Source organism: Streptomyces sp. NPDC102514, assembly GCF_055584525.1.
The window spans coordinates 521,934-539,871 of record NZ_JBVJLW010000004.1 but is presented as its reverse complement, the minus strand read 5'-3'; the positions used below and the strand labels follow the sequence as shown (position 1 = coordinate 539,871).

Below are 17,938 nucleotides of genomic sequence, written 5' to 3'. Positions count from 1 at the left end.
GTTCCCATACATAGGGAGGGGTTGCACGTGACCGACCAGCCGTCCGTAGCCGCCGTGACATCCGCCAAAGAACTGGACTGGCGCAGAAGAGCCGCCTGCGCCCACCTGTCCGAGAGTTCGGTGTTCGCACGGCTCCCGGCCGACGCCGAACCCGTCTTACGCGCCTGCGACCGGTGCCCGATCCGCAAGCAGTGCGAGGCCGTCGTCGACCCCTCGCACACCTGGTTCGACGGGGTCAGCGGTGGCCGTCTGTGGCGCAACGGACGCGAGGTCACCCGATGAGCGAGAACCAGGGCGGAGCCGTGTGGATCGCATCACTCGTCCGCCGGTGGCCGGACCTCGTCGACGAGTTGTCCCCCTCGGGCCGCGGGGAACTGCGGGAACGGCGCGGCGGCGGACCCGTCGGCGGCACGACCGCTCCGGTCCGCCTCTATGTCTCGGACGCCGTACGGGACATCACCGACGGAGTCGTCGAGCTGGAGGAGGCCGTGCGCGAACGGCTCGGTCTGCGGCCGGTGCCCCCGGCGCCCGTACCGGTGCGGCTGCGGCGGATCGCCGGGCTGCTGGACCGCATCGCCGCCGACCCGCTGCTCGCACCGCACGTCGAGGACGAGACCCGGCGGATGGCCGCACGCTGCGCCCGCGCGCTCGGCGACCCGGAGCAGCTCGTACGGCTGCCCGGCCGCTGCCCGGCGTGCGACTGCGTCTCCCTGCGGGCGCTCCCGGAACGGGCCGAGATCAGGTGCGTCAATCCCGCCTGCGGGCGGGTGCTGGAGGCCGGGCACTCATGAACAGAACGCTGCACAGCACCCGGCACGGCACCCGGGACAGCATCCGGAACACTCCTTTGATCACTACCGAGTTGGCCGCCGACGAGGCCGGTGTCACGACCGCGACCATCCGCAAGTGGGTGCAGCGCGGCCATCTGCGGTCCGCGGGCACCCAGGGCCGGCGCCGCCTCTACCGCCTGGAGGACGTCTTCGCGGCCGAGCGGACGACGTACCGCGCCCGCCGCCACGACCACTGATCCCGCCGTACGCAGGAGGGGCCTCGCCGCGCCATGCGGTGGGGCCCCTCCTGCGTACGCCTGAATACCCCTGCGGCATAAGCCGGTTGCACGTTTCCCCGACCGGTGTCACATTGGATGCAGCGGCAGAGCTGCGCCCGGAGGACGGGCGGCGGACCTGCCGCTTTGTGTTGCCCGAAAACTCAGGGCATCCCCGGACAAAGCCCCCGTCTCCCGAAGGGAGCGTCCATGTGGCCATCCTGACCTTCCCCGACGCCGAACAACTGGTCGTCGACTTCCTCAAGAACCGCGCCGAGCTGACCGGCGTCACCGTCGACAGCCGCCCGCCGGCCGGGTTCGACGGCACCCAGAGGGTCGTCCTCGTCTCCCACATGGGGGGCGCCTGGGTCGACGACCAGCATCTCGACCAGCCACTGCTCGACCTGGAGGCGTACGGCCCGGACAAGCCCACGGCACACACCGTGGCGCTGTCCGCCCGTGCCTGTGTCCTGGAGCTGGCCGACACGGTGTACGGCTCCGCGGCCGTCGTCGATGTCACCGAGGCCGACGGACCGCGCTGGCTGCCCGACTACACCCGGTCCGCGGCGAACCGCTACCGCTCGACGATCCGGCTGCTGCTGCGGCTCGGCTGAGCCGCGCGCCCCACCGTACGAGCACGCAAGTCCCTTACCTGTGTACTTGAGAGAGGCGTTCGCATGGCAACGAACAACGGCAAGGAAATCCGTGTCGCCGGTACCGGCCGGGTCCTGGTGGCCCCCGCCGGTACCACCGCGCCGGTCAAGTCCGACGACGTGTGGCCGACCGGCTGGGTGGAGCTGGGGTACACCTCCGCCGACGGCATCAAGCTCAACAAGAAGGACAAGATCGACCCGGTCGACACCTGGCAGTCGGCGAGCCCGGGGCGGTTCATCTACTCCGACCGCGACCTGACCGTGAAGTTCCAGCTGCTCCAGATGAACAAGAGCACGCTCTCCTTCTTCATGGGCATCCCGGCCACGGGCATCACGCAGACCTCGGTGGGCGGCACGGCGGTGGCGGACACGTACGAGTTCCTGATCCCGAGCACGCCGGCCAAGGACGAGCGGGCGCTCGGCATCGAGTTCACTGACGGTACGGACGCCGTGTACCGGTTCATCCTGCCGCGCGGGCAGGTCACCGAGAGCGAGGAGATGGGCTTCACGCGGACCGGTTCCGTGAAGCTGGGGGTCACCTTCACGGCCCTTGAGGCGGAGAGCGCGAACCGTGAACTGGCCAAGTGGATCATGAAGGACAAGGCGTACGCGGCACTCTGACCCACGGTCCGCCACGCGCCTGAGAGATTGCGCAGTTCCCCGCGCCCCCGAAGGGCAGAGGCAGGGGCACAGCCCCGCTTTTGAGGGGCGCGGGGAACTGCGCGGCCAGCCACAACACACCCACACACCACGGCACCCATCCCCCGCCACCCACAAGGGAGTACGTACCCATGGCCGGATTCAACGTCAACGCGGCCCGCGCCCAACGCCTGGAGGCGCTGGGCCGAGCCTGGACCTTCGAGCTCGACGACGACCGCTTCGAGCTGCCGACCGAACTGACCCGCACAACCGCCCGCACGCTCCGCGACCTCGACGACAACGACGTGGACGGCCTGCTCCGACTCCTGCTGGGCGACGAGCAGTTCACCCGGTTCGAGCGGCACGACGTCACCATGCAGGACATCGCCGCCATCCTGGAGACCTACGGCAAGGAGACGGGGCTGGGCCTGGGGGAAGGCTGAGCCTCGGCGAGCTCGTCGAAGAGCACGCCGAGGCCCTGGAGGCGGACCTGCTCCGCCACTACGGGGTCGACCTGCTGGACTGGCACCGCGGGCGGCTGTCGTCGCGGCGGCTCTCGGTGCTGGTCCAGCACCTTCCGCGGGACAGCGCGACGGCCCGTGAACTGCACGGCGAGGCGGCGGACTGGTCGGTCACCGACTACCTGCTCGCCTCCGTCGTGGACCAACTCGCCGAGGCGAACTGGATGTTCGCGACGGTCAACCGGGACGAGGACAGCGAACCGCTGGAGTTCCCCGAGGCCCTGCCCCGGCCGGGCGCCCAGCCGGAGGCCGAGCCGACGCACCGGGCCGGGGCGCCGACGGCGGAGGAACTCACCCGCTTCTTCCTCTGATCGCCCCGAGACCTCTTCGTGCTCTCAGTCGCCGAAGAAGAGCACGAAGACCGCAAGAGCGAGCACCAGACCGGAAAGGACGGCCGCCGGCAGGGAAATCCTCCCGGTCATCACATTGTCCGGGGTCTCGGCATTGGACAGGTCCTCGGGGTCGTAGACCACATCGATGATTCCCCCCACGAGGGCGGGCGGACTCCTGAAAGGCCCCACCCGCACCTGCAGCTTCCTGCCGTCCTCCGCCGTGAACTGCATCGTGAGAGTGCTGATGCCTTTGGCGTCCCTTTCCCTGTTCACACATTTCGCGGCGATGCGCACGCCGCGCTTTCTTAATGCTCTGCCTCGCCGGAAGGCCGCGGCGGAGAACCAGAAGACCAGAGCCGTCAACATGACGACAGGTATCGCAGGACCGTACATAAAGAGCCCCCCACTCGGACGTGAACCGGCCCATTGTTGAGTCTTCGGCATGCCTGCGTCAAGGAGCAATCCGCATCCGGGGCCGGAAGTTGAAGGAGGTTCCGCATGACCCAGCATTCAATCGACGACGTCTACGCCCAGGTCACCGAAATAAAGAAGAAACTCGAAGCGACCTCGAAGGAGAAGCCCAAGGAGGAACCGAAAGAAGAACCGTCCCAGGTCGAGAACTGGGCCAAATCGATAGGCTTCGGCCTGGATGAACTGCTCAAGACGGTAAAAGATTTCAAGGTCGACTCCGTGGCAGCGTGGTCCGCCCTCGGCGCGGTCGTGACCGGATTCATCATCAGTAACTTCATCGACAAAGATTTGGCGGCGACAAAGGCACTCGGCGTGATCGGACTCGAACGCCATCCCGACAAGGCGATCCCGCGGCCTAGAAAGGGCGGAGAAGTCGTTCCCGAGGTCCCCGTCACCAGCATCGACATCAACCGGCTGAAAGCGATGCGCAGTTCCTCCATCGCCCTCTCCCGTGCACTGAACGATCTCACCAAGGACGTACACAACGCGTCGCGTGAGATCGCCTGACCAAGGGAGTTCCCATGTCACTCGCGCGTAGCTCCACGACCGCCGCCGGGGCGCTCGCACGTTTTCGCGGTGCGGCCTCCCAGGCTTCCGCCTCCGTCCAGCAGTTGCGGACTGCGACCAGCGGTGCCAATCCCTCGCTGGACAAGATCCGGGGTGGTTCCGACAAGCTCAACACCTCGCTGGGCCGGCTGCGGACTGCCGCCTCTCAGAGCGGCAGCGGCCTTGCGAAAGCCGGTTCCGCGGCCAAGGGCGCCGACGGTTCCCTCACCAGATCCAAGGGCGCCACTGACAAGTTCAGGAGGTCCCTCGACAAGCTCAAGTCCTCCGCCGACAAGACGAAGAACGCCCTCAGGGACGTCAAGCAGCAGTCCGACGCCGTGGAGAAGTCCGTCGGGAAGGCCGGCAAGAACGCCGACAAGGGCGGGAAGTCCATGGGGAGTCTGGGGAAGGGACTCAAGGGGGCGTCCACCGCGCAGAAGGGCCTCAACCTCGCCATGGCGTCCAACCCGTTCGGGCTGGTGATGACCCTGGTCGCCCCGCTCATCGCCCAGTTCGTCAACATGGACAAGGTTGCCGCCCTGGTCCGTAAGGGACTCACCGCCGCGTGGAGTCATATCAAGAGCGCCTCGCAGTCGGCCGCGAAGATGCTCGGGCCGCTCTTCAAGGGGGTCGTGAACGGGTTCCTGACGCCCAGCCGCATGCTCATCCGCGGGCTCAACGTCCTGATCGGCGCCCTCAACCGCGTCAAGTTCAAGGTCCCGGACTGGGTGCCCGGCATCGGCGGCCGCGGCTTCGCCTTCAACCTGCCGCCCATCCCGGTGCCGCAGCTCGCGAAGGGCGGTGTCGTACGGGCCCGTGCCGGCGGCACGCTCGCCCTCGTCGGTGAGGGCGGCGAGCACGAGGCCGTCATCCCGCTGTCCAAGCTGGAGCGGATGCTCGGTTCCGGCGGTGGCATGCGCCGGCTCGCGGCGGCCGTGGAGGCGCTCGCCGAGCGGCCCGTGCAGATCGACGTGGACTCCCAGACCATCGCGCGCGCCGTCCAGCTGGGACAGCGCAAGCTCGCCCGGAGGTGAGGCAAGGACATGCCCAGGAACCTGTGGATCGGCAAGCCCGGTCTGCTGCGGGAGATCGACCAGGCCGCCAAGAGCTGGGACCGTACCGCCGAGTTGAACGTCACCGAGTTCAAGTCACTGGAAGGACGCGTCACCACCGTCGCCCCGCCCCGGACCGTCCGCAGGCTCAAGTTCTCCTGGGAGTGGCTCGAACCGGGTGACGCCCAGCACCTCGTCCGGCTCGCCCGCCGGGTCGAAGGGCCCGGCCTGCTGGGCAGCCCGAAGCCCTCGTACGGACCGCTCGCGGTCGTCGACCCGGCCGCCGTCAATCTGCTCGGGCCGTACCAGGCCGCCGCCCAGAGTTCCGAACCCGGCGGCACCGACCACTGGTTCACCGTGACGGGCTCCCTGGGCGTGCTCCCGTACACCGGTGACACGGTCATCGGTGACTTCGGGGAGACCACCCGGATCGGGTGGAAGCACGGCACGTGGACCGGCTGGCCGGTGGCTCCCGGGATGCGGGTGTCCTGGCGGGTGCCGCCCGACTGGAATCCGGTGCCGGCGACGGCCCAGCTGGACTGGAAACGCGCCGACGGAACGTATCTGAGCACCACGGCCGTGACCGGCGCGGCCGTCGTCACCGGCACCGCTCCCGCCGAGGCGGCGTTCGTCACTCCGGTCGGCGGCCCCGGTGAGGCCGTGCTCGCCGGACTGGCGGGCGCCTGCCTGACCGTCGACGCGGAGCCCGTCGCGTACGCGCTCGGCGACGGCTGCCCGGCGATGACCGTGACCGCGTACACGGACGTCCCGGCGGCCCGGCTGCCGTACCGGAACATCAGCGTCGACCTGGTGGAGGTGTAGAAGATGCAGAACTCCGACGACCTGCTCGGCGCCGCCCTCGCCGCGCCGGCCCGTTCCCCGGCCCACGCCACCCGCCTCGGCGGGCGTGAGCTGGGCGGGCAGATCCAGTCCTGGAAGGTGGAGCGGGCCTACAGCACCGATCTGCCCGAGGCCCTGCGCGCCTTCTCCGGAAGCGCGTCGGCCCAGCTGGAGCTGCTCCTCGGCGGCGCCGACGCTCCCGCGCCCCTGCTGTACTCGGCCTGGGCGGGCCGCGGCACCGGCGACGTCGTACGCCCCGGTCAGTCCGTGGTCCACCGGGCGGGCGCGAACGGCCGTACGGTGCCTGCCTTCCGGGGCACCGTACGGTCCCGGACCGCCGCGTCCGGCAGTGACACCGTCACCGTGCAGGCGCTGGACGGCGCGGAGCGGCTGCGCGGACCGGCACAACTGCCTCGGCCGTACCACGGGCTGCGGTACGGGCGTCCGGTGGCGACCTCGACCTGGTGCGTGGACGAGCTCCTGCGCCAGGGCGGTATCCACAGCTGCCCGCCGCCCCGCGCGCCGACCGTGGCCGAGGACCCCTCGAAACCGTTCACCGTGCTCTACGCCTCACTGCACGGCGGCTTCAACACCTCGTACGGACAGCCCGAGACCCTGCCGGCCCCGACGGCGTACTCCTGGATCCGGGACGGGGCCCCGTTCGAGACGGCGCTGATGCCGAAGGCGGCCGGGCTTGAGGTGTCCTGGATGCCGCGGTCGCGCTTCGTCGTGGCCGGGAAGGTGTTCCAGGCCGAGCTGCATGTGAACACCGCCCTGTCGGTGGGCAGCGAGCTGGAGCTCAAGCTGATATTCGACCGCAGCGCGGGAGCGTTCGGGAACTACGCGCTGAACGTCTACTTCGCGACCGGCGTCGTGAAGATCACCTCGGGCACGGTGGGCGGCGGAGGCCTGGTCGCGAGCTGGACGATCCCCAAACTCGCCTCCCTCAAGGGGGTGTGGCACCTCGGTTTCACCGTGGACACCCGGGCCGGATCGGTCGGCGCGAGCACCCCGGCGACGGTGTATCCGCGGCTCACCGCACCCGACGGGGAGTACGTCGTCCCGCCGACCGCGCCCTACACGTTCGCCGACGCGTCATCGGTCCAGCCTCCCTCCGAGCTCTCCCAGATCAATCTGAAGACGGACGTGGCCGTCGAGTGCCTCCAGATCACCGACCGTTCCTGGCCGGACCTCGACTCGTACACCGCCGACGAGTGGGATCAGAAGGGCCGTTGGGCCAAGGGCGCGGTGCTCGACGACCCGGCGGTACCGCTGTTCGACCTGCCCAAGGTCGCCGGTTCCCAGTGGGACGCCATCACCGAGATCGCCCGCGCCACGCTGTCCACCGCCGAGTTCGACGAACAGGGTGTCTTCCGCTGGCGCGGCCCTGCCCGGTTCCAGTCGGTGCCGGAGCGCCCCGACCTCACGGTGACGACCCGCCGTGACATCGCCGCACTCACCGTCTCCGAGGAGATCGACGCCTGCCGCAACTACTGCGAGCAGACCTACCAGGACTGGACGGGCATCAGCCACACCTTCAGCGACACGGTCACCGACACCGTCGTCCGGGAGATCAGGCCGGGCACCTCGGTCGAGGTCGCCTACGCCATCGCGGAGGACGAACTCGACGTCGGGCCGCCCCAGATCGAGGACGACATCGCGCCGATGTCCGGCCACCGGGTCCGTTTCGGCAGCGCGGTGACCGGCGGCACCTCGGTCAAGGGCAGCGTGACGGTCGGTTCGCGGCGCGACGGCCCGAACTACATCGTGCGCTTCACCAACCACGGGACGGCGAGCGTCTGGACGGTCACCAAGGACGGCAAGCCGTCCGTGCAGATCGTGCCGCAGAAGCGGACCGGCGATCCCAAGCAGCGCACCTACGCCTGGTACAACACCACGAGCCAGGCCTACTACGGCAAACAGGTCTACCAGGCGCCCACCACCGACTGGGTGCAGCAACGACAGGTCGCCTCGGACCTGTCGTACGCCATGCTCAACGCCGGCCGCTACCCGGTCCCGGTGCTCAGCGACGTGGAGGTGCTGCACGATCCGCGCATCCAACTCGGCGATGTCGTACGGGTGGTGGACACCAGCGGCGCCGCGCTCGACACGCTCGCCTGGGTCGTCGGCATCCGCACCACCTGCGCGTCCGGCGCGGCCCCGCAACAGACCCTGACCCTGCGCGGCACCTCCTACAACGGTGTGCCGACCGACGACGGCCTCGCCCCGGACCCGCCGGTCGATCCGGAGTACGGCACGACCCGTACGTACTCCCTGATCGAGGCGCAGAACGCGACGCTGGCCGTCCTGACCGACAGCGGGGTCACCTATCGGGAGCTGCTCAGAGGGACGGGAGGCGCGGCATGAGTGAACTGCGCGTGGAGTCAGGGTTGTTGGAGGAGGCGCCGTCGGATCCCGACGGCAGCGTGGCACATCCCGTCCCGATCGACAGCCCGACGGCGCGCGACGGCGACGGCGGCACCCCCGCCGACTCCCTGCCGCCGCCCCTCGGCACCTGACCATCCGCAGCCATCCGCACCCGTATCAGGAGGAGGCCGTCATGGCCCTGCTCACTCCGCTCGGCAGTCTCCCGTATCCGCAGCCGGCCGACGCGGCGAACATTCCCGTGCACATCCAGTCGCTCGCCGAGGCCGTGGACGGCCGCACCGTGCTGCGGTTCGCCGACAGCGCCGCCCGGGACACCAAGGTGACCGCCCCGGTGGCGGGCATGCTCTGCTGGCTCAGCACACCGAAGCAGTACTGGTACTACACCGGCAGCATCTGGGCCCAGCTCGCCCCCGCCCCGGTCCACAAGGCGAACGCGACGGGCGGTACGACCGCCTCGACGGCGTTCGTGGAGACACTCACCGGTTCCACCGGCGATCCGACGGTCGCGACCTTCACCGCGCCGGCGTCCGGCTCCGTGCTCGTGTCGCTGGGTTCGCGCATCAGCAACAGCACCACCGGCATCTGCTCCATGTCGGCGAACGTGCGGGCCAGTTCGGGTTCGACGGTCGTGCTGGCCGCCGCCGACAGCCGCGCGGCGATCTCCACCGGCACGAACCAGGTCTCGGCGAGCACCCAGTACCTGGTCACCGGGCTCACCCCGAACAGCGCGTACACGGCGACCGCCGCCTACAAGTGCACCGCCGGAACGGCCACCTTCATGTACCGCTTCATCACCGTCACCCCCGTCAACTGAGGACAGCCATGGCCACACCTCTCACCGCCGAGGCCCTCGTCCGCGCGCTGCGCGGCGAGGGCCTCGCCCTTTCGGAACACACCGGCTGGCGTACGCAGAACAGGAACCACAAGGGCGCCTGGGGCCCGGTGCACGGCGTGATGGTGCACCACACCGCGGGCACCGACAGTCTCCGCCTGTGCCGCGACGGCACCGCGGCGCTGCCGGGCCCGCTGTGCATCGGCCTGATCGCCAAGGACGGCACACTGCATCTCCTGGGCTACGGCCGAACGAACCACGCCGGCGCCGGTTCGACGGCGGTCCTGGACGCCGTTCGAGCCGAGAAGTCCCCGCTCCCCGCCCCCGGACCGGACGCCGTGGACGGCAACGCCCGCTTCTACGGCTTCGAGATCGAGAACCTCGGCAACGGCCGTGACCCGTACCCGGCGGCCCAACTCCGTTCGATGGAACGGCTGTCGGCTGCCATCTGCCGGGCCCACGGCTGGTCGGCGGAGAGCGTGGTCGCCCACAAGGAGTGGACCCGGCGGAAGATCGACCCGTCGTTCCCGATGGCGGTGCTGCGCGCCCGGGTCGGGGCGTTGCTGAACGGCAAGCCGGTCCCCGCTCCCGAGGTTCACGCACCCTTCCCGGGCGCCGCGTTCTTCGTACCGGGCCGCCGCAGCGCGCTGATCACCGCGGTCGGCAAGCGGCTGGTGGCCGAGGGCTGCGGCCGGTACTCGACCGGCCCCGGCCCCGTCTGGACACCGGCCGACGTCCTCTCGTACGCGGCCTGGCAGCGCAGCCTCGGTTACGTGGGCCTGGCGGCCGACGGCATCCCGGGCCGGGTGAGCTGGGACAGGCTGCGGGTGCCGAACACCTGACGAGCAGCGAAAGGAGCACGAGGAGCATCACGATGACCGATGCCGAGCCGACGATCACGGGAGGTACCCGATGACAGCGACCGAGACCGAGGAGGTCGTACTGGAGCTGGAGCGCCTGCGCCGTTCGGTCGACGTCGGCTTCGCCACCACGCGGGGCGACCTCGCGCTCCTCCTCCAGCGCGTCGACCAGACCGACAAGACCCTCGCCGAGCACGAGACCCGTATCGAGGCCCTGGAGCGCACACGCTGGCCCCTGCCTTCACTGGCGGCGGCCACGTCCTGCCTCGCCCTGGCCCTCACGGTGTGGCAGACCATGGGGCGCTAGTGGCGTCCGCAGGTGGTAGCTTCTGTATACGAGGTGTATGCGATCCCTGGGGGTAGTGGTGGCGTCCGGTCGGGAGAAGGCCTATGCGTACCTCAAGGACACGGTGCTGACCGACCCGGCGATGCAGGGGGAGTTCCTCTCCGAGCAGGAGATCGCCGACCGGATCGGGGTGTCACGCACACCGATCCGCGAGGCGCTGCTGTTGCTCGCCGCCGAGGATCTCGTCCAACTGGTGCCCAAGCGCGGTGCGCGGGTGGCGCCGCTGTCGGGCCGGGAGATCTCCGAACTGATGCAGCTGCGCGGGATAGTCGAACGGTACGCGGCCGGTCACGTCGTCGAAGCGGGCCGCGCCCCGGTGAAGGAACTCGCTGAACTGCTCGACCGGCAGAGCGGGCTGAACGGCCCCGACCAGGCCAAGCAGTTCATCGCCGTGGACCACCTCTTCCACGCCACCCTCGTCTCGGCGGTGGGCAACGCCCTGCTCGACCGGCACTACGACGGGCTGCGCAGCCGCCAGATCCGCGCCGGGGTGGTGGCCCTCTTCAACCAGCACGGCCGCCAGGAGGCGGTGCTGGACGAGCACCGGGAGATCCTCGTCGCGCTCGCGGCCGGCGACGCGCAGAGCGCCTGTGCCGCGATCGACCGCCACCTGGAGTCGACCCTGAAGGTGCTGCTCGCCGGTTAGCCGGCAACCTGTGGCTGCGAATCCGCCGGATAGATGACGACGAGCATCGTGACGCCGGCGGACGTCGTCCACGGGCCGTGCGGCATCCCCGGCGGACGGCAGGCGTACGAGCCCCGAGTGAAGGTCTCGCCGAGGGTCAGGTCGTGCATGTCCCCTTCGAGGAGGTAGACCTCCTCCCAGAAGTCGTGCCGGGTCACCCCCTGTGCGGACGAGTCGGTACCAGGCTCCCAGCGGACGAGCGCGGTGCGGCGGGTGCCGGACCCGTCCGCGGCCAGCTCACGCTCCACGACTCCCTGGACCGCACCCGCGGGCGCTGCCCAGGGCCCGGTGGGCAGATGGAACTCAAGCTCCGGTTTGCTCATGCGGTACGCCCCAGGCGACGGTTGGCCAGCACGGACGTCTTCTCGCGGACTGCCGCCACCTCGTCGACATCCAGGTCGGCCGGCAGCAGACCCGGCTCCGCGCCCAGGCTACGGCGTACGGTCCCGTCGGGCCCGACGATCATGCTGTGCCCGATGCCCGTGGGCGCCGACGCGTGCGGAACCACTCCCGCGGCCGCCGGATCGGCCTGGCCCACGGCCGCGACCCACACGGTGGCGTCCAGCGCGCGGGCCCGGACGAGCAGCTCCCACTGCTCACGCTTGCCCGGCCCGGCGCCCCAGGAAGCGGGCAGGAGCGTCGCCACGGCCCCCGCGTCGGCGTGCGCCCTGAAGAGTTCGGGGAAGCGGACGTCGTAGCACGTGGCCAGCCCGACGCGGACGCCGTCGATGTCGACGGTCACGACGCGCGAGCCCGCCGCGACGGTGTCCGACTCGGCGTAGCCGAAGGCGTCGTACAGATGGATCTTGTCGTACGAGGCCTCGACGCCCGGCCCGGTGACCAGCAGGGTGTTGGCCACCCGGCCTCGCGGGACCGGGGTGAACATGCCCGCCACCACGACGATGCCCGCCGCGGCAGCCATGGCTCGTACCGCGTCGGCCCAAGGGCCGTCCAGTGGCTGTGCGATGGGCGGCAAGGGGGTGCCGAAGCAGGCCATCGACGCTTCGGGGAACACGACGACGCGTGCCCCGGCGTCGGCGGCGCGTCGGACGCCGTCCTCGATGAGTTCGAGATTCTTCTCCGGCTCGGGTCCGCTGGTGAACTGACTCAGGGCGAGACGCACAGGGCTGTCCTTTCTTGAGGGCGAGGATCAGGTGAGCTTGACGGCGGGCTCGGTCGGGGCGCGGGTGACGAGCCGCTCCTCTTCCTCACCCGCCTGGTCGGCGTCGCGGCCCAGGACCAGTCCCGTGACGGTGACGGCCGCGGCGACCGCGATGTACAGGGCGAGCGGCACCCAGCTGTCGTAGGAGCTGAGCAGGACGGTGAACAGCAGCGGAGCGATCGCACCGCCGATGAGACCGGCGAGCGTGTAGGCCAACGAGGAGCCCGTGTAGCGCAGGCGCGGCGAGAACTGTTCCGCGACGAAGGCCGCCTGCGGTCCGTACATGAAGGAATGGATGACCAGGCCTCCGACGACACCGCACACCAGCAGGATCCAGCTGCCGCCGTCGGCCATGAGGAAGAACACGAACGGCCATACGCCCGCGGCCAGGGCGGAACAGCCGTACAGCAGACGCCGGTTGACCCGGTCGGACAGGGCGCCGGCGAGCGGGATGAGGAAGATCTGCAGGGACGAGCCGATGAGTACGGCGGTCAGTGCGGAGCCGCGCGACATGCCCAGCTCGTCGGTCGCGTAGGCCAGGACGAAGACGGTGAACATCGCGTACAGCACGTCGGGGGCCACCCGGCTCAGGATGGCCGCGCACAGCGCGCGGGGCTGGGTGGTGAACACCTCGCGGATCGGCGCCTCGGGCCGGGTGCCCTCGGCCTCCATCGCCTTGAACACCGGGGTCTCCTCCAGCTTCGCCCGGATCCACAGGCCGAAGCCGACCAGCACACCGGAGAGCAGGAACGCCACGCGCCAGCCCCAGGACAGGAACTGGTCCTCCGTCAGCAGGACCCCGAGCGCGGCCAGCACGCCGTTGGCGAGGAGGTTGCCCGCGGGCGGTCCGATCTGGGCGGCCGAGGCGTAGAAGCCGCGGCGGCGCGGGTCGCCGAACTCGCTGGAGAGCAGGACGGCGCCGCCCCACTCGCCGCCCACGCCGACTCCCTGCGCGAAGCGCAGCACGACCAGGGCGATCGGCGCGGCCACGCCGACCGTGCCGTAGGCGGGCAGCAGTCCGATCAGGAAGGTGGCCACGCCGATCAGGACCAGGGTGGCGATGAGCACCTTCTTGCGGCCGATGACATCGCCGAGCCGGCCGAAGACGAAGCCACCCAGCGGGCGGGAGATGTAGCCGACGGCGTAGGTGGAGAACGCCAGGATCGTGCCGGTGAGGGGATCCTCCGAGGGGAAGAAGAGGTCACCGAAGACCAGGGCCGCGGCGGCCGAGTAGACCGCGAAGTCGTACCACTCCAGGGCGGTCCCGGTGAGGCTGGCGAAGAAGGCGCGGCGGATACCTGAGCGGCCGGGGTGCGGCGCCCCTGCGGCCTGCTGGGTGGATTGCATGCTGCCTGTTCCTTGCGTCGTGGGGACATCGACCTTTCGGCATACTTCTTGTATACAGGTCGTATGCGCAACCCCCGCGCCGGAAGTTAACCGCTTCGAAACCGACCCATTCAGGAGTTCTTGTGGCTGTGCTGACCTTCGAGCTGCCCGACGGTTCCACCCGTGACGTCGACGTACGGCAGGTGCTCAACGCCGGATATGCCGGACGCGGCCAGGACGAGGTGGCCGCGCACGTCGCGGAACTGGCCCAGCTCGGTGTCCCCGCGCCGTCCGTGACCCCGGCGCTCTACCCCGTCTCGCCCTATCTGGCCCAGCAGACCGACCGGGTCGCCGTCCAGCACGCGCGCACCTCCGGCGAGGCCGAGTGGGCGCTGGTCGTCGCTGCGGACGGCGAACTGCTGCTCACGGCGGCCTGCGACCACACCGACCGTGACCTTGAGGTGCACGGGGTGGCCTGGAGCAAGAACGCAAGCCCGGACGTGCTCGCCCGCCGTGCCTGGCGCCTGGCCGACGTCCAGACACGTATCGACGACCTGACACTGCGGGCCTGGGTCACCCACCGCGGCCGGGAGACCGAGATCCAGCACGGCACGCTCGCCGAGCTGCTCACTCCGGGCTACTGGGCCGAGGTCCTGCGCTCCCGCGGCGACCTGGTGCCCGGAACCGTCCTCATCTCCGGGACGATCCCGATGACCGAGGACGTGGACCAGTTCGCCGAGGCCTGGCGCGTGGAACTGGGCGATCCGGCCACCGGTGACACGATCCACCTGGCGTACGAGGTCCTCCCGATGCCGGCACCGATCGGCTGAAGCGGCCCGCCTCGGCACCGACCCGCGTCCACCGCACCGGCCCACTCGGTCCGGTGAACTTCGACCGATGGCGCAGTGCGAATGCCCTGGTCGGCTTGGTTGGCTGGACGGACTTGTCAGCAATCGCCCTCGTCGCCCGCAGCGTCCCCGCGCCCTCTCCATCGTCTCCGCCCACATGACCTTGACCAAGGCCGCCGAGGACGTCAGCAACGAGGGGGCGAGCCTCATCAACCTCCAGTGGGCCACCCGGCCACTGCCCGACGCGTCACGCGAACGGATCCGTGATCTCACTCGCGAGTACACGGTCACGGTGATCGACGAGGAGTGGCCGGCCATGGAGCGGGGAACGTCCAGCGCACGGGCCCAGCGCCAGTACGACGAGCTGCACCGGGCGCTGCAGGACACCGTGGGCGGGAGCAAGCAGGAGCAGGTCTTCGCACGCGACTCGCTCGTCGCACTCAGGGAGGTGGGGGACGCGCGGCGCGCACGGATTCTCGCCGTGGCCCACGGGATCCCGCCCTACCTCTGGATCGGCCTGCTGGTGTCCGCCGTGCTGGCCGTGCTGTCGGCCATGAACCACCCTTCGACGGGGGCATCCACGTGGGGCCGGAACCACTGCGGCTCGCGCTGCAGCGGTTCACCGTCATTCAGGGGGTCAATCAGCGGCCCGCGCAGGCCCCGTGATCGCCTCCGTGATGATCAGGCCCTTGGCGGGGCCCTCGGGGATGGTGACCTCGGTGCCGAAGGGCACGCGGTGGACGCCCACCCAGTCGGCCCGGTCGGGGCGGGGCTCGGTGAGGACGGTCACGGTGCCCCGGTCGTCGTGGGCGTCGATGACGACGTACACGGGGATGGCGGCGCGGGCGTACTCGCGGCGCTTCCTGACACGGTCGCGCTCCTGGCGGCGGACGTCCGGGGAGACGACCCCCGCGACCAGCCGGACGGCGGCCGCGGTGATCCCCACGCCGTCGGCGGTGACGTACCGCTCCGTGTCCCTGGGGACGATGAACAGGTCCGGCACCCATACACAGCCCGCGTGGACGACGTTCGTGTCGTTCCGGGCGGCGAAGTCCCCGCCCTTCAGAAAGCCTCCCAGCGCCTCCTGGAGGAGGAAGACGGTCTGGCTGTGCGCGTAGCGGCCCGTGGGTGACACTTCGATGGCTCCTTCGACGATCTCGGCCCGGTAGCCCTCGGGGAGTTCCATGGCCTCCCATGCCTGCCACCGGACCTCGTCGAGGCCGGGCCCGATCTCGGGCGGGCAGGGGGGCTCGGTCCTGGTCTCGGTCATGATCACAAGTGTCTCGTAAATGCGGGCTCACCTGCGAAAACGCCGTCGATTCACCCGAACCGGCGAAGCAGAAACGACTCACCGGGCCGAGCCCGTACACGGCAGCAGGGCCCGGACCGCGCGTCGCGGTCCGGGCCCTGCCGTCTGCCTGTCTGTCTGTTCGTCCGCCGGTCCGGGACGCGTCAGCTCTGCGCGCTGTCGTCGTCCGACGTGCGGGCGGCCTCGGCCGCGGCTGCCTTCTCGCGCATCTTGCGCACCAGCTCGGCCTTCTGGTCGGCCGCGCCCTGGCGGTCGAGGTTGCGGTACGGGCCGTTGTTCGCCCGTTCGGCGCGGGACTGCTTCTTGCGCTGGCCGCCGCCCTGGCCCACGGGGTTGTTGATGTTCTTGCTGACGGTCACGGGTTCTCCCGGTGCTGATGTGAAGTGATCTACGGATTCGTCGGTGGGGGACGGGCGGCGACATCGAAGGACGTCAGCGGGGGCCCGTCACGCTCTCACTCGTAAATCGGCGTCTGGAAGAACATGCCAAGGACGTTACCCGGTTCCGCCCGCCCCGCACACCACGATTTTCACCGCCCCTACGGGCGTGACGAGAGCCTCACACCCCGTCGACGTATCGTTGCCCCCTCGTCCAGCGTCTCCTCCACACCCTCCAGGGAGGCCCGCGTGCCTGAGCCGGACCGGCGGAAGTCGTCCCTCGGCGGTGCCGACGAGGCCTTCGCGCACCCCCGCCTCGCCGCCGTCTACGACCCGCTCGATCCCGATCGCGGCGACCTCGACGCATACGTCCGTGTCGTCGCGGAGTTCGGGGCGCGTCGCGTGCTCGACATCGGGTGCGGGACCGGGGTGTTCGCGCTGCTGCTCGCCGCGCGCGGGATCGAGGTCGTCGGGGTCGATCCGGCGCGGGCGTCCCTCGACGTGGCCCGCGCCAAACCCGGTGGTGAGCAGGTGCGTTGGCTCCACGGGGACGCCACCGCGCTCCCGCCCCTGCGCGTCGACCTCGCGACGATGACGGCGAACGTGGCCCAGCAGATCGTCGACGACCGGGCGTGGCACGGCACCCTGCGGGGCGCCTACGAGGCCCTGCGGCCCGGCGGGCATCTCGTCTTCGAGACGCGTGATCCGGCGCGGCGCGCCTGGGAGGAGTGGAACCGCGAGGCCTCGTACGGCGTGACGGAGATCCCGGGGGTGGGTGCCGTCGAGTCCTGGACCGATCCGACCGGGATCGACGGCCAGTTGGTGTCCTTCCGCCACACCTATGTGTTCGCCGCGGACGGGCAGGAGCTGACGTCGGATTCGACGCTGCGTTTTCGTGAGCGGCGGGAGATCGAGTCGGATCTGCGGGCCCAGGGTTATGTGGTGCGGGACGTCCGCGACGCCCCCGACCGTCCCGGCCGCGAGTTCGTCTTCGTCGCGCAGCGGCCGGAAGCGGACTCCTGACCGGCCGGGTCCACGGCCGGGCGCGGGCCATCAGGTCGCCGTCACCGTCCGCCTCCGCGACCGGATGCGGCCTGCGGCCCACACGCCCAGCCCCACCGACACCGCCACCCCCACCGCGTACACCGGAAGCCACAGGGTCGTCGTCGCGGACAGGCAGTCCGCCACGGCCTCGTGGCTCTGGGCGTGCTGGGCCTGGGACAGGGACGCGGTGTCCCGGTTCGCCAGGTCGGCCAGGGCCGCTTCCGTGCGGATGCTCTCGTACGTGCCCAGCGCCGGACAGTCGGCCCGGGTGCCCGGCATCGGGAGCAGCCACTTCCAGCGTTGCAGCATCGGGGCCAGTGCGATCGCCGCGCACAGGCCGATGACCAGCGAGTACGCCGTCAGGTCGCGCAGGTACGCAGATCGGGGGCCGGGTGTCCGCGCCGGCGGGCGGCAGGAGGAGACGATCACCGCGAGGAGCGTCACCCCGATGTACGTGGCGAACCACTGCCAGGAGCCCTGCGCCAGCGCGAAGGCCAGGACCGCGGAGAGGCCGATGCCGGCCGTTCCCGCCCGGCCGGTCGCGTCCTGGGCCGCTTCGCGGCGACGGCGACGGTAGCGGCGGCCGGGATCGTCCACGGGGTCTCCTCGCTGGGGCGACCACCAGCGTCCAGGCATCCGGCGCCGCCGGCCCGCAGCCATCC

General features: G+C 70.4%; 25 protein-coding genes and 1 pseudogene. 19 read left to right on the top strand and 7 right to left on the bottom strand.

Going from position 1 to position 17,938, the window contains the following annotated elements:
* Positions 1-27 precede the first annotated feature (27 nt).
* The 7 genes from ACZ60E_RS13760 (at position 28) to ACZ60E_RS13730 (ending at position 3,169) form a co-directional block, all read left to right on the top strand.
* A complete protein-coding gene (locus ACZ60E_RS13760) occupies positions 28-282 on the top strand; it encodes a WhiB family transcriptional regulator (protein WP_469440250.1) in 255 nt (84 codons plus the stop codon).
* Complete coding sequence (locus tag ACZ60E_RS13755) at positions 279-791, top strand: hypothetical protein (RefSeq protein ID WP_469440248.1); 513 nt, start codon at positions 279-281, stop codon at positions 789-791. Before ACZ60E_RS13760 ends, ACZ60E_RS13755 begins: the two co-directional genes overlap by 4 nt.
* Positions 788-1,027 (top strand): MerR family DNA-binding transcriptional regulator, encoded by a 240-nt coding sequence (locus ACZ60E_RS13750; protein WP_469440246.1) that lies wholly within the window; start codon positions 788-790, stop codon positions 1,025-1,027. Before ACZ60E_RS13755 ends, ACZ60E_RS13750 begins: the two co-directional genes overlap by 4 nt.
* A gap of 230 nt (positions 1,028-1,257) precedes the next feature.
* Positions 1,258-1,659: a hypothetical protein gene (locus tag ACZ60E_RS13745; RefSeq protein WP_469440243.1), complete on the top strand. Its 402-nt coding sequence runs from the start codon at positions 1,258-1,260 to the stop codon at positions 1,657-1,659.
* Positions 1,660-1,722: 63 nt separating this feature from the next.
* Positions 1,723-2,319, top strand: a complete 597-nt coding sequence (locus ACZ60E_RS13740; RefSeq protein ID WP_469440241.1) for a phage tail tube protein — start codon at positions 1,723-1,725, stop codon at positions 2,317-2,319.
* 170 nt (positions 2,320-2,489) lie between these two features.
* Positions 2,490-2,780, top strand: coding sequence for a hypothetical protein (locus ACZ60E_RS13735; RefSeq protein ID WP_469440238.1), 291 nt, complete (start codon positions 2,490-2,492; stop codon positions 2,778-2,780).
* Between the two features lie 47 nt (positions 2,781-2,827).
* Positions 2,828-3,169, top strand: a complete 342-nt coding sequence (locus ACZ60E_RS13730; RefSeq protein ID WP_469440477.1) for a hypothetical protein — start codon at positions 2,828-2,830, stop codon at positions 3,167-3,169.
* Between the two features lie 24 nt (positions 3,170-3,193).
* Here ACZ60E_RS13730 and ACZ60E_RS13725 read toward each other — a convergent pair whose 3' ends face one another.
* Positions 3,194-3,484 carry a hypothetical protein gene (locus ACZ60E_RS13725; protein ID WP_469440236.1) on the bottom strand — a complete coding sequence of 97 codons (291 nt, stop codon included), beginning with the start codon at positions 3,482-3,484 and terminating at the stop codon, positions 3,194-3,196.
* A gap of 204 nt (positions 3,485-3,688) precedes the next feature.
* Here ACZ60E_RS13725 and ACZ60E_RS13720 point away from each other — a divergent pair, with 204 nt between their 5' ends.
* The 9 genes from ACZ60E_RS13720 (at position 3,689) to ACZ60E_RS13680 (ending at position 11,171) form a co-directional block, all read left to right on the top strand.
* On the top strand, positions 3,689-4,168 hold the full coding sequence (locus ACZ60E_RS13720) for a hypothetical protein (RefSeq protein WP_469440232.1): 480 nt from the start codon (positions 3,689-3,691) through the stop codon (positions 4,166-4,168).
* A gap of 14 nt (positions 4,169-4,182) precedes the next feature.
* Positions 4,183-5,241 (top strand): hypothetical protein, encoded by a 1,059-nt coding sequence (locus ACZ60E_RS13715; protein ID WP_469440230.1) that lies wholly within the window; start codon positions 4,183-4,185, stop codon positions 5,239-5,241.
* Between the two features lie 9 nt (positions 5,242-5,250).
* Positions 5,251-6,081 carry a hypothetical protein gene (locus ACZ60E_RS13710; protein ID WP_469440228.1) on the top strand — a complete coding sequence of 277 codons (831 nt, stop codon included), beginning with the start codon at positions 5,251-5,253 and terminating at the stop codon, positions 6,079-6,081.
* A gap of 3 nt (positions 6,082-6,084) precedes the next feature.
* Positions 6,085-8,466, top strand: coding sequence for a hypothetical protein (locus tag ACZ60E_RS13705; protein ID WP_469440226.1), 2,382 nt, complete (start codon positions 6,085-6,087; stop codon positions 8,464-8,466).
* A complete protein-coding gene (locus ACZ60E_RS13700) occupies positions 8,463-8,618 on the top strand; it encodes a hypothetical protein (protein WP_469440224.1) in 156 nt (51 codons plus the stop codon). The genes ACZ60E_RS13705 and ACZ60E_RS13700 overlap by 4 nt, the downstream gene beginning before the upstream one ends.
* 41 nt (positions 8,619-8,659) lie before the next feature.
* Complete coding sequence (locus ACZ60E_RS13695) at positions 8,660-9,301, top strand: hypothetical protein (protein ID WP_469440222.1); 642 nt, start codon at positions 8,660-8,662, stop codon at positions 9,299-9,301.
* A gap of 8 nt (positions 9,302-9,309) precedes the next feature.
* Positions 9,310-10,161, top strand: coding sequence for a peptidoglycan-binding protein (locus ACZ60E_RS13690; RefSeq protein ID WP_469440219.1), 852 nt, complete (start codon positions 9,310-9,312; stop codon positions 10,159-10,161).
* 70 nt (positions 10,162-10,231) lie between these two features.
* Positions 10,232-10,486 (top strand): hypothetical protein, encoded by a 255-nt coding sequence (locus ACZ60E_RS13685; protein ID WP_469440218.1) that lies wholly within the window; start codon positions 10,232-10,234, stop codon positions 10,484-10,486.
* A gap of 58 nt (positions 10,487-10,544) precedes the next feature.
* Entirely contained in the window at positions 10,545-11,171 is a 627-nt protein-coding gene (locus tag ACZ60E_RS13680; protein ID WP_469440475.1) for a GntR family transcriptional regulator, read from the top strand.
* Here the strand turns inward: ACZ60E_RS13680 and ACZ60E_RS13675 are convergent.
* Genes ACZ60E_RS13675 through ACZ60E_RS13665 form a run of 3 tightly spaced genes read right to left on the bottom strand, consistent with a single transcriptional unit; the run spans position 11,168 to position 13,719 of the window.
* Positions 11,168-11,533, bottom strand: a complete 366-nt coding sequence (locus ACZ60E_RS13675; RefSeq protein WP_469440216.1) for a cupin domain-containing protein — start codon at positions 11,531-11,533, stop codon at positions 11,168-11,170. The two genes, ACZ60E_RS13680 and ACZ60E_RS13675, sit on opposite strands and share 4 nt — an antisense overlap.
* Complete coding sequence (locus tag ACZ60E_RS13670; RefSeq protein WP_469440213.1) at positions 11,530-12,333, bottom strand: carbon-nitrogen hydrolase family protein; 804 nt, start codon at positions 12,331-12,333, stop codon at positions 11,530-11,532. The genes ACZ60E_RS13675 and ACZ60E_RS13670 overlap by 4 nt, the downstream gene beginning before the upstream one ends.
* Before the next feature lie 27 nt (positions 12,334-12,360).
* Complete coding sequence (locus ACZ60E_RS13665; protein WP_469440211.1) at positions 12,361-13,719, bottom strand: MFS transporter; 1,359 nt, start codon at positions 13,717-13,719, stop codon at positions 12,361-12,363.
* A 122-nt stretch (positions 13,720-13,841) separates the two neighbouring features.
* Here ACZ60E_RS13665 and ACZ60E_RS13660 point away from each other — a divergent pair, with 122 nt between their 5' ends.
* Positions 13,842-14,528, top strand: coding sequence for a DUF2848 domain-containing protein (locus ACZ60E_RS13660; protein ID WP_469440209.1), 687 nt, complete (start codon positions 13,842-13,844; stop codon positions 14,526-14,528).
* Between the two features lie 67 nt (positions 14,529-14,595).
* Positions 14,596-15,087, top strand: a pseudogene (locus ACZ60E_RS13655) (bestrophin-like domain); the annotation flags it as partial.
* 96 nt (positions 15,088-15,183) lie between these two features.
* Here ACZ60E_RS13655 and ACZ60E_RS13650 read toward each other — a convergent pair.
* The gene (locus ACZ60E_RS13650; protein WP_469440207.1) at positions 15,184-15,816 is read right to left on the bottom strand and encodes a Uma2 family endonuclease; all 633 of its coding nucleotides are present in this window, start codon (positions 15,814-15,816) and stop codon (positions 15,184-15,186) included.
* Positions 15,817-15,998: 182 nt separating this feature from the next.
* Positions 15,999-16,214: a DUF6243 family protein gene (locus ACZ60E_RS13645; RefSeq protein WP_384805915.1), complete on the bottom strand. Its 216-nt coding sequence runs from the start codon at positions 16,212-16,214 to the stop codon at positions 15,999-16,001.
* Between the two features lie 267 nt (positions 16,215-16,481).
* Here ACZ60E_RS13645 and ACZ60E_RS13640 point away from each other — a divergent pair, with 267 nt between their 5' ends.
* Complete coding sequence (locus ACZ60E_RS13640) at positions 16,482-17,255, top strand: class I SAM-dependent methyltransferase (protein ID WP_469440204.1); 774 nt, start codon at positions 16,482-16,484, stop codon at positions 17,253-17,255.
* A gap of 30 nt (positions 17,256-17,285) precedes the next feature.
* On the opposite strand, the gene ACZ60E_RS13635 is transcribed toward ACZ60E_RS13640, so the two are convergent.
* Entirely contained in the window at positions 17,286-17,873 is a 588-nt protein-coding gene (locus ACZ60E_RS13635; RefSeq protein ID WP_469440202.1) for a hypothetical protein, read from the bottom strand.
* Positions 17,874-17,938: the final 65 nt, after the last annotated feature.

Excerpts from the sequence above, each read along its gene's own strand:
- ACZ60E_RS13675 (WP_469440216.1), bottom strand. The coding sequence starts at position 11,533 with ATGAGCAAACCGGAGCTTGAGTTCCATCTGCCCACCGGGCCCTGGGCA.
- ACZ60E_RS13700 (WP_469440224.1), top strand. The coding sequence starts at position 8,463 with ATGAGTGAACTGCGCGTGGAGTCAGGGTTGTTGGAGGAGGCGCCGTCG.
- ACZ60E_RS13695 (WP_469440222.1), top strand. The coding sequence starts at position 8,660 with ATGGCCCTGCTCACTCCGCTCGGCAGTCTCCCGTATCCGCAGCCGGCC.
- ACZ60E_RS13735 (WP_469440238.1), top strand. The coding sequence starts at position 2,490 with ATGGCCGGATTCAACGTCAACGCGGCCCGCGCCCAACGCCTGGAGGCG.
- ACZ60E_RS13710 (WP_469440228.1), top strand. The coding sequence starts at position 5,251 with ATGCCCAGGAACCTGTGGATCGGCAAGCCCGGTCTGCTGCGGGAGATC.
- ACZ60E_RS13650 (WP_469440207.1), bottom strand. The coding sequence starts at position 15,816 with ATGACCGAGACCAGGACCGAGCCCCCCTGCCCGCCCGAGATCGGGCCC.
- ACZ60E_RS13750 (WP_469440246.1), top strand. The coding sequence starts at position 788 with ATGAACAGAACGCTGCACAGCACCCGGCACGGCACCCGGGACAGCATC.
- ACZ60E_RS13685 (WP_469440218.1), top strand. The coding sequence starts at position 10,232 with ATGACAGCGACCGAGACCGAGGAGGTCGTACTGGAGCTGGAGCGCCTG.
- ACZ60E_RS13705 (WP_469440226.1), top strand. The coding sequence starts at position 6,085 with ATGCAGAACTCCGACGACCTGCTCGGCGCCGCCCTCGCCGCGCCGGCC.
- ACZ60E_RS13740 (WP_469440241.1), top strand. The coding sequence starts at position 1,723 with ATGGCAACGAACAACGGCAAGGAAATCCGTGTCGCCGGTACCGGCCGG.
- ACZ60E_RS13665 (WP_469440211.1), bottom strand. The coding sequence starts at position 13,719 with ATGCAATCCACCCAGCAGGCCGCAGGGGCGCCGCACCCCGGCCGCTCA.
- ACZ60E_RS13690 (WP_469440219.1), top strand. The coding sequence starts at position 9,310 with ATGGCCACACCTCTCACCGCCGAGGCCCTCGTCCGCGCGCTGCGCGGC.
- ACZ60E_RS13720 (WP_469440232.1), top strand. The coding sequence starts at position 3,689 with ATGACCCAGCATTCAATCGACGACGTCTACGCCCAGGTCACCGAAATA.
- ACZ60E_RS13715 (WP_469440230.1), top strand. The coding sequence starts at position 4,183 with ATGTCACTCGCGCGTAGCTCCACGACCGCCGCCGGGGCGCTCGCACGT.
- ACZ60E_RS13755 (WP_469440248.1), top strand. The coding sequence starts at position 279 with ATGAGCGAGAACCAGGGCGGAGCCGTGTGGATCGCATCACTCGTCCGC.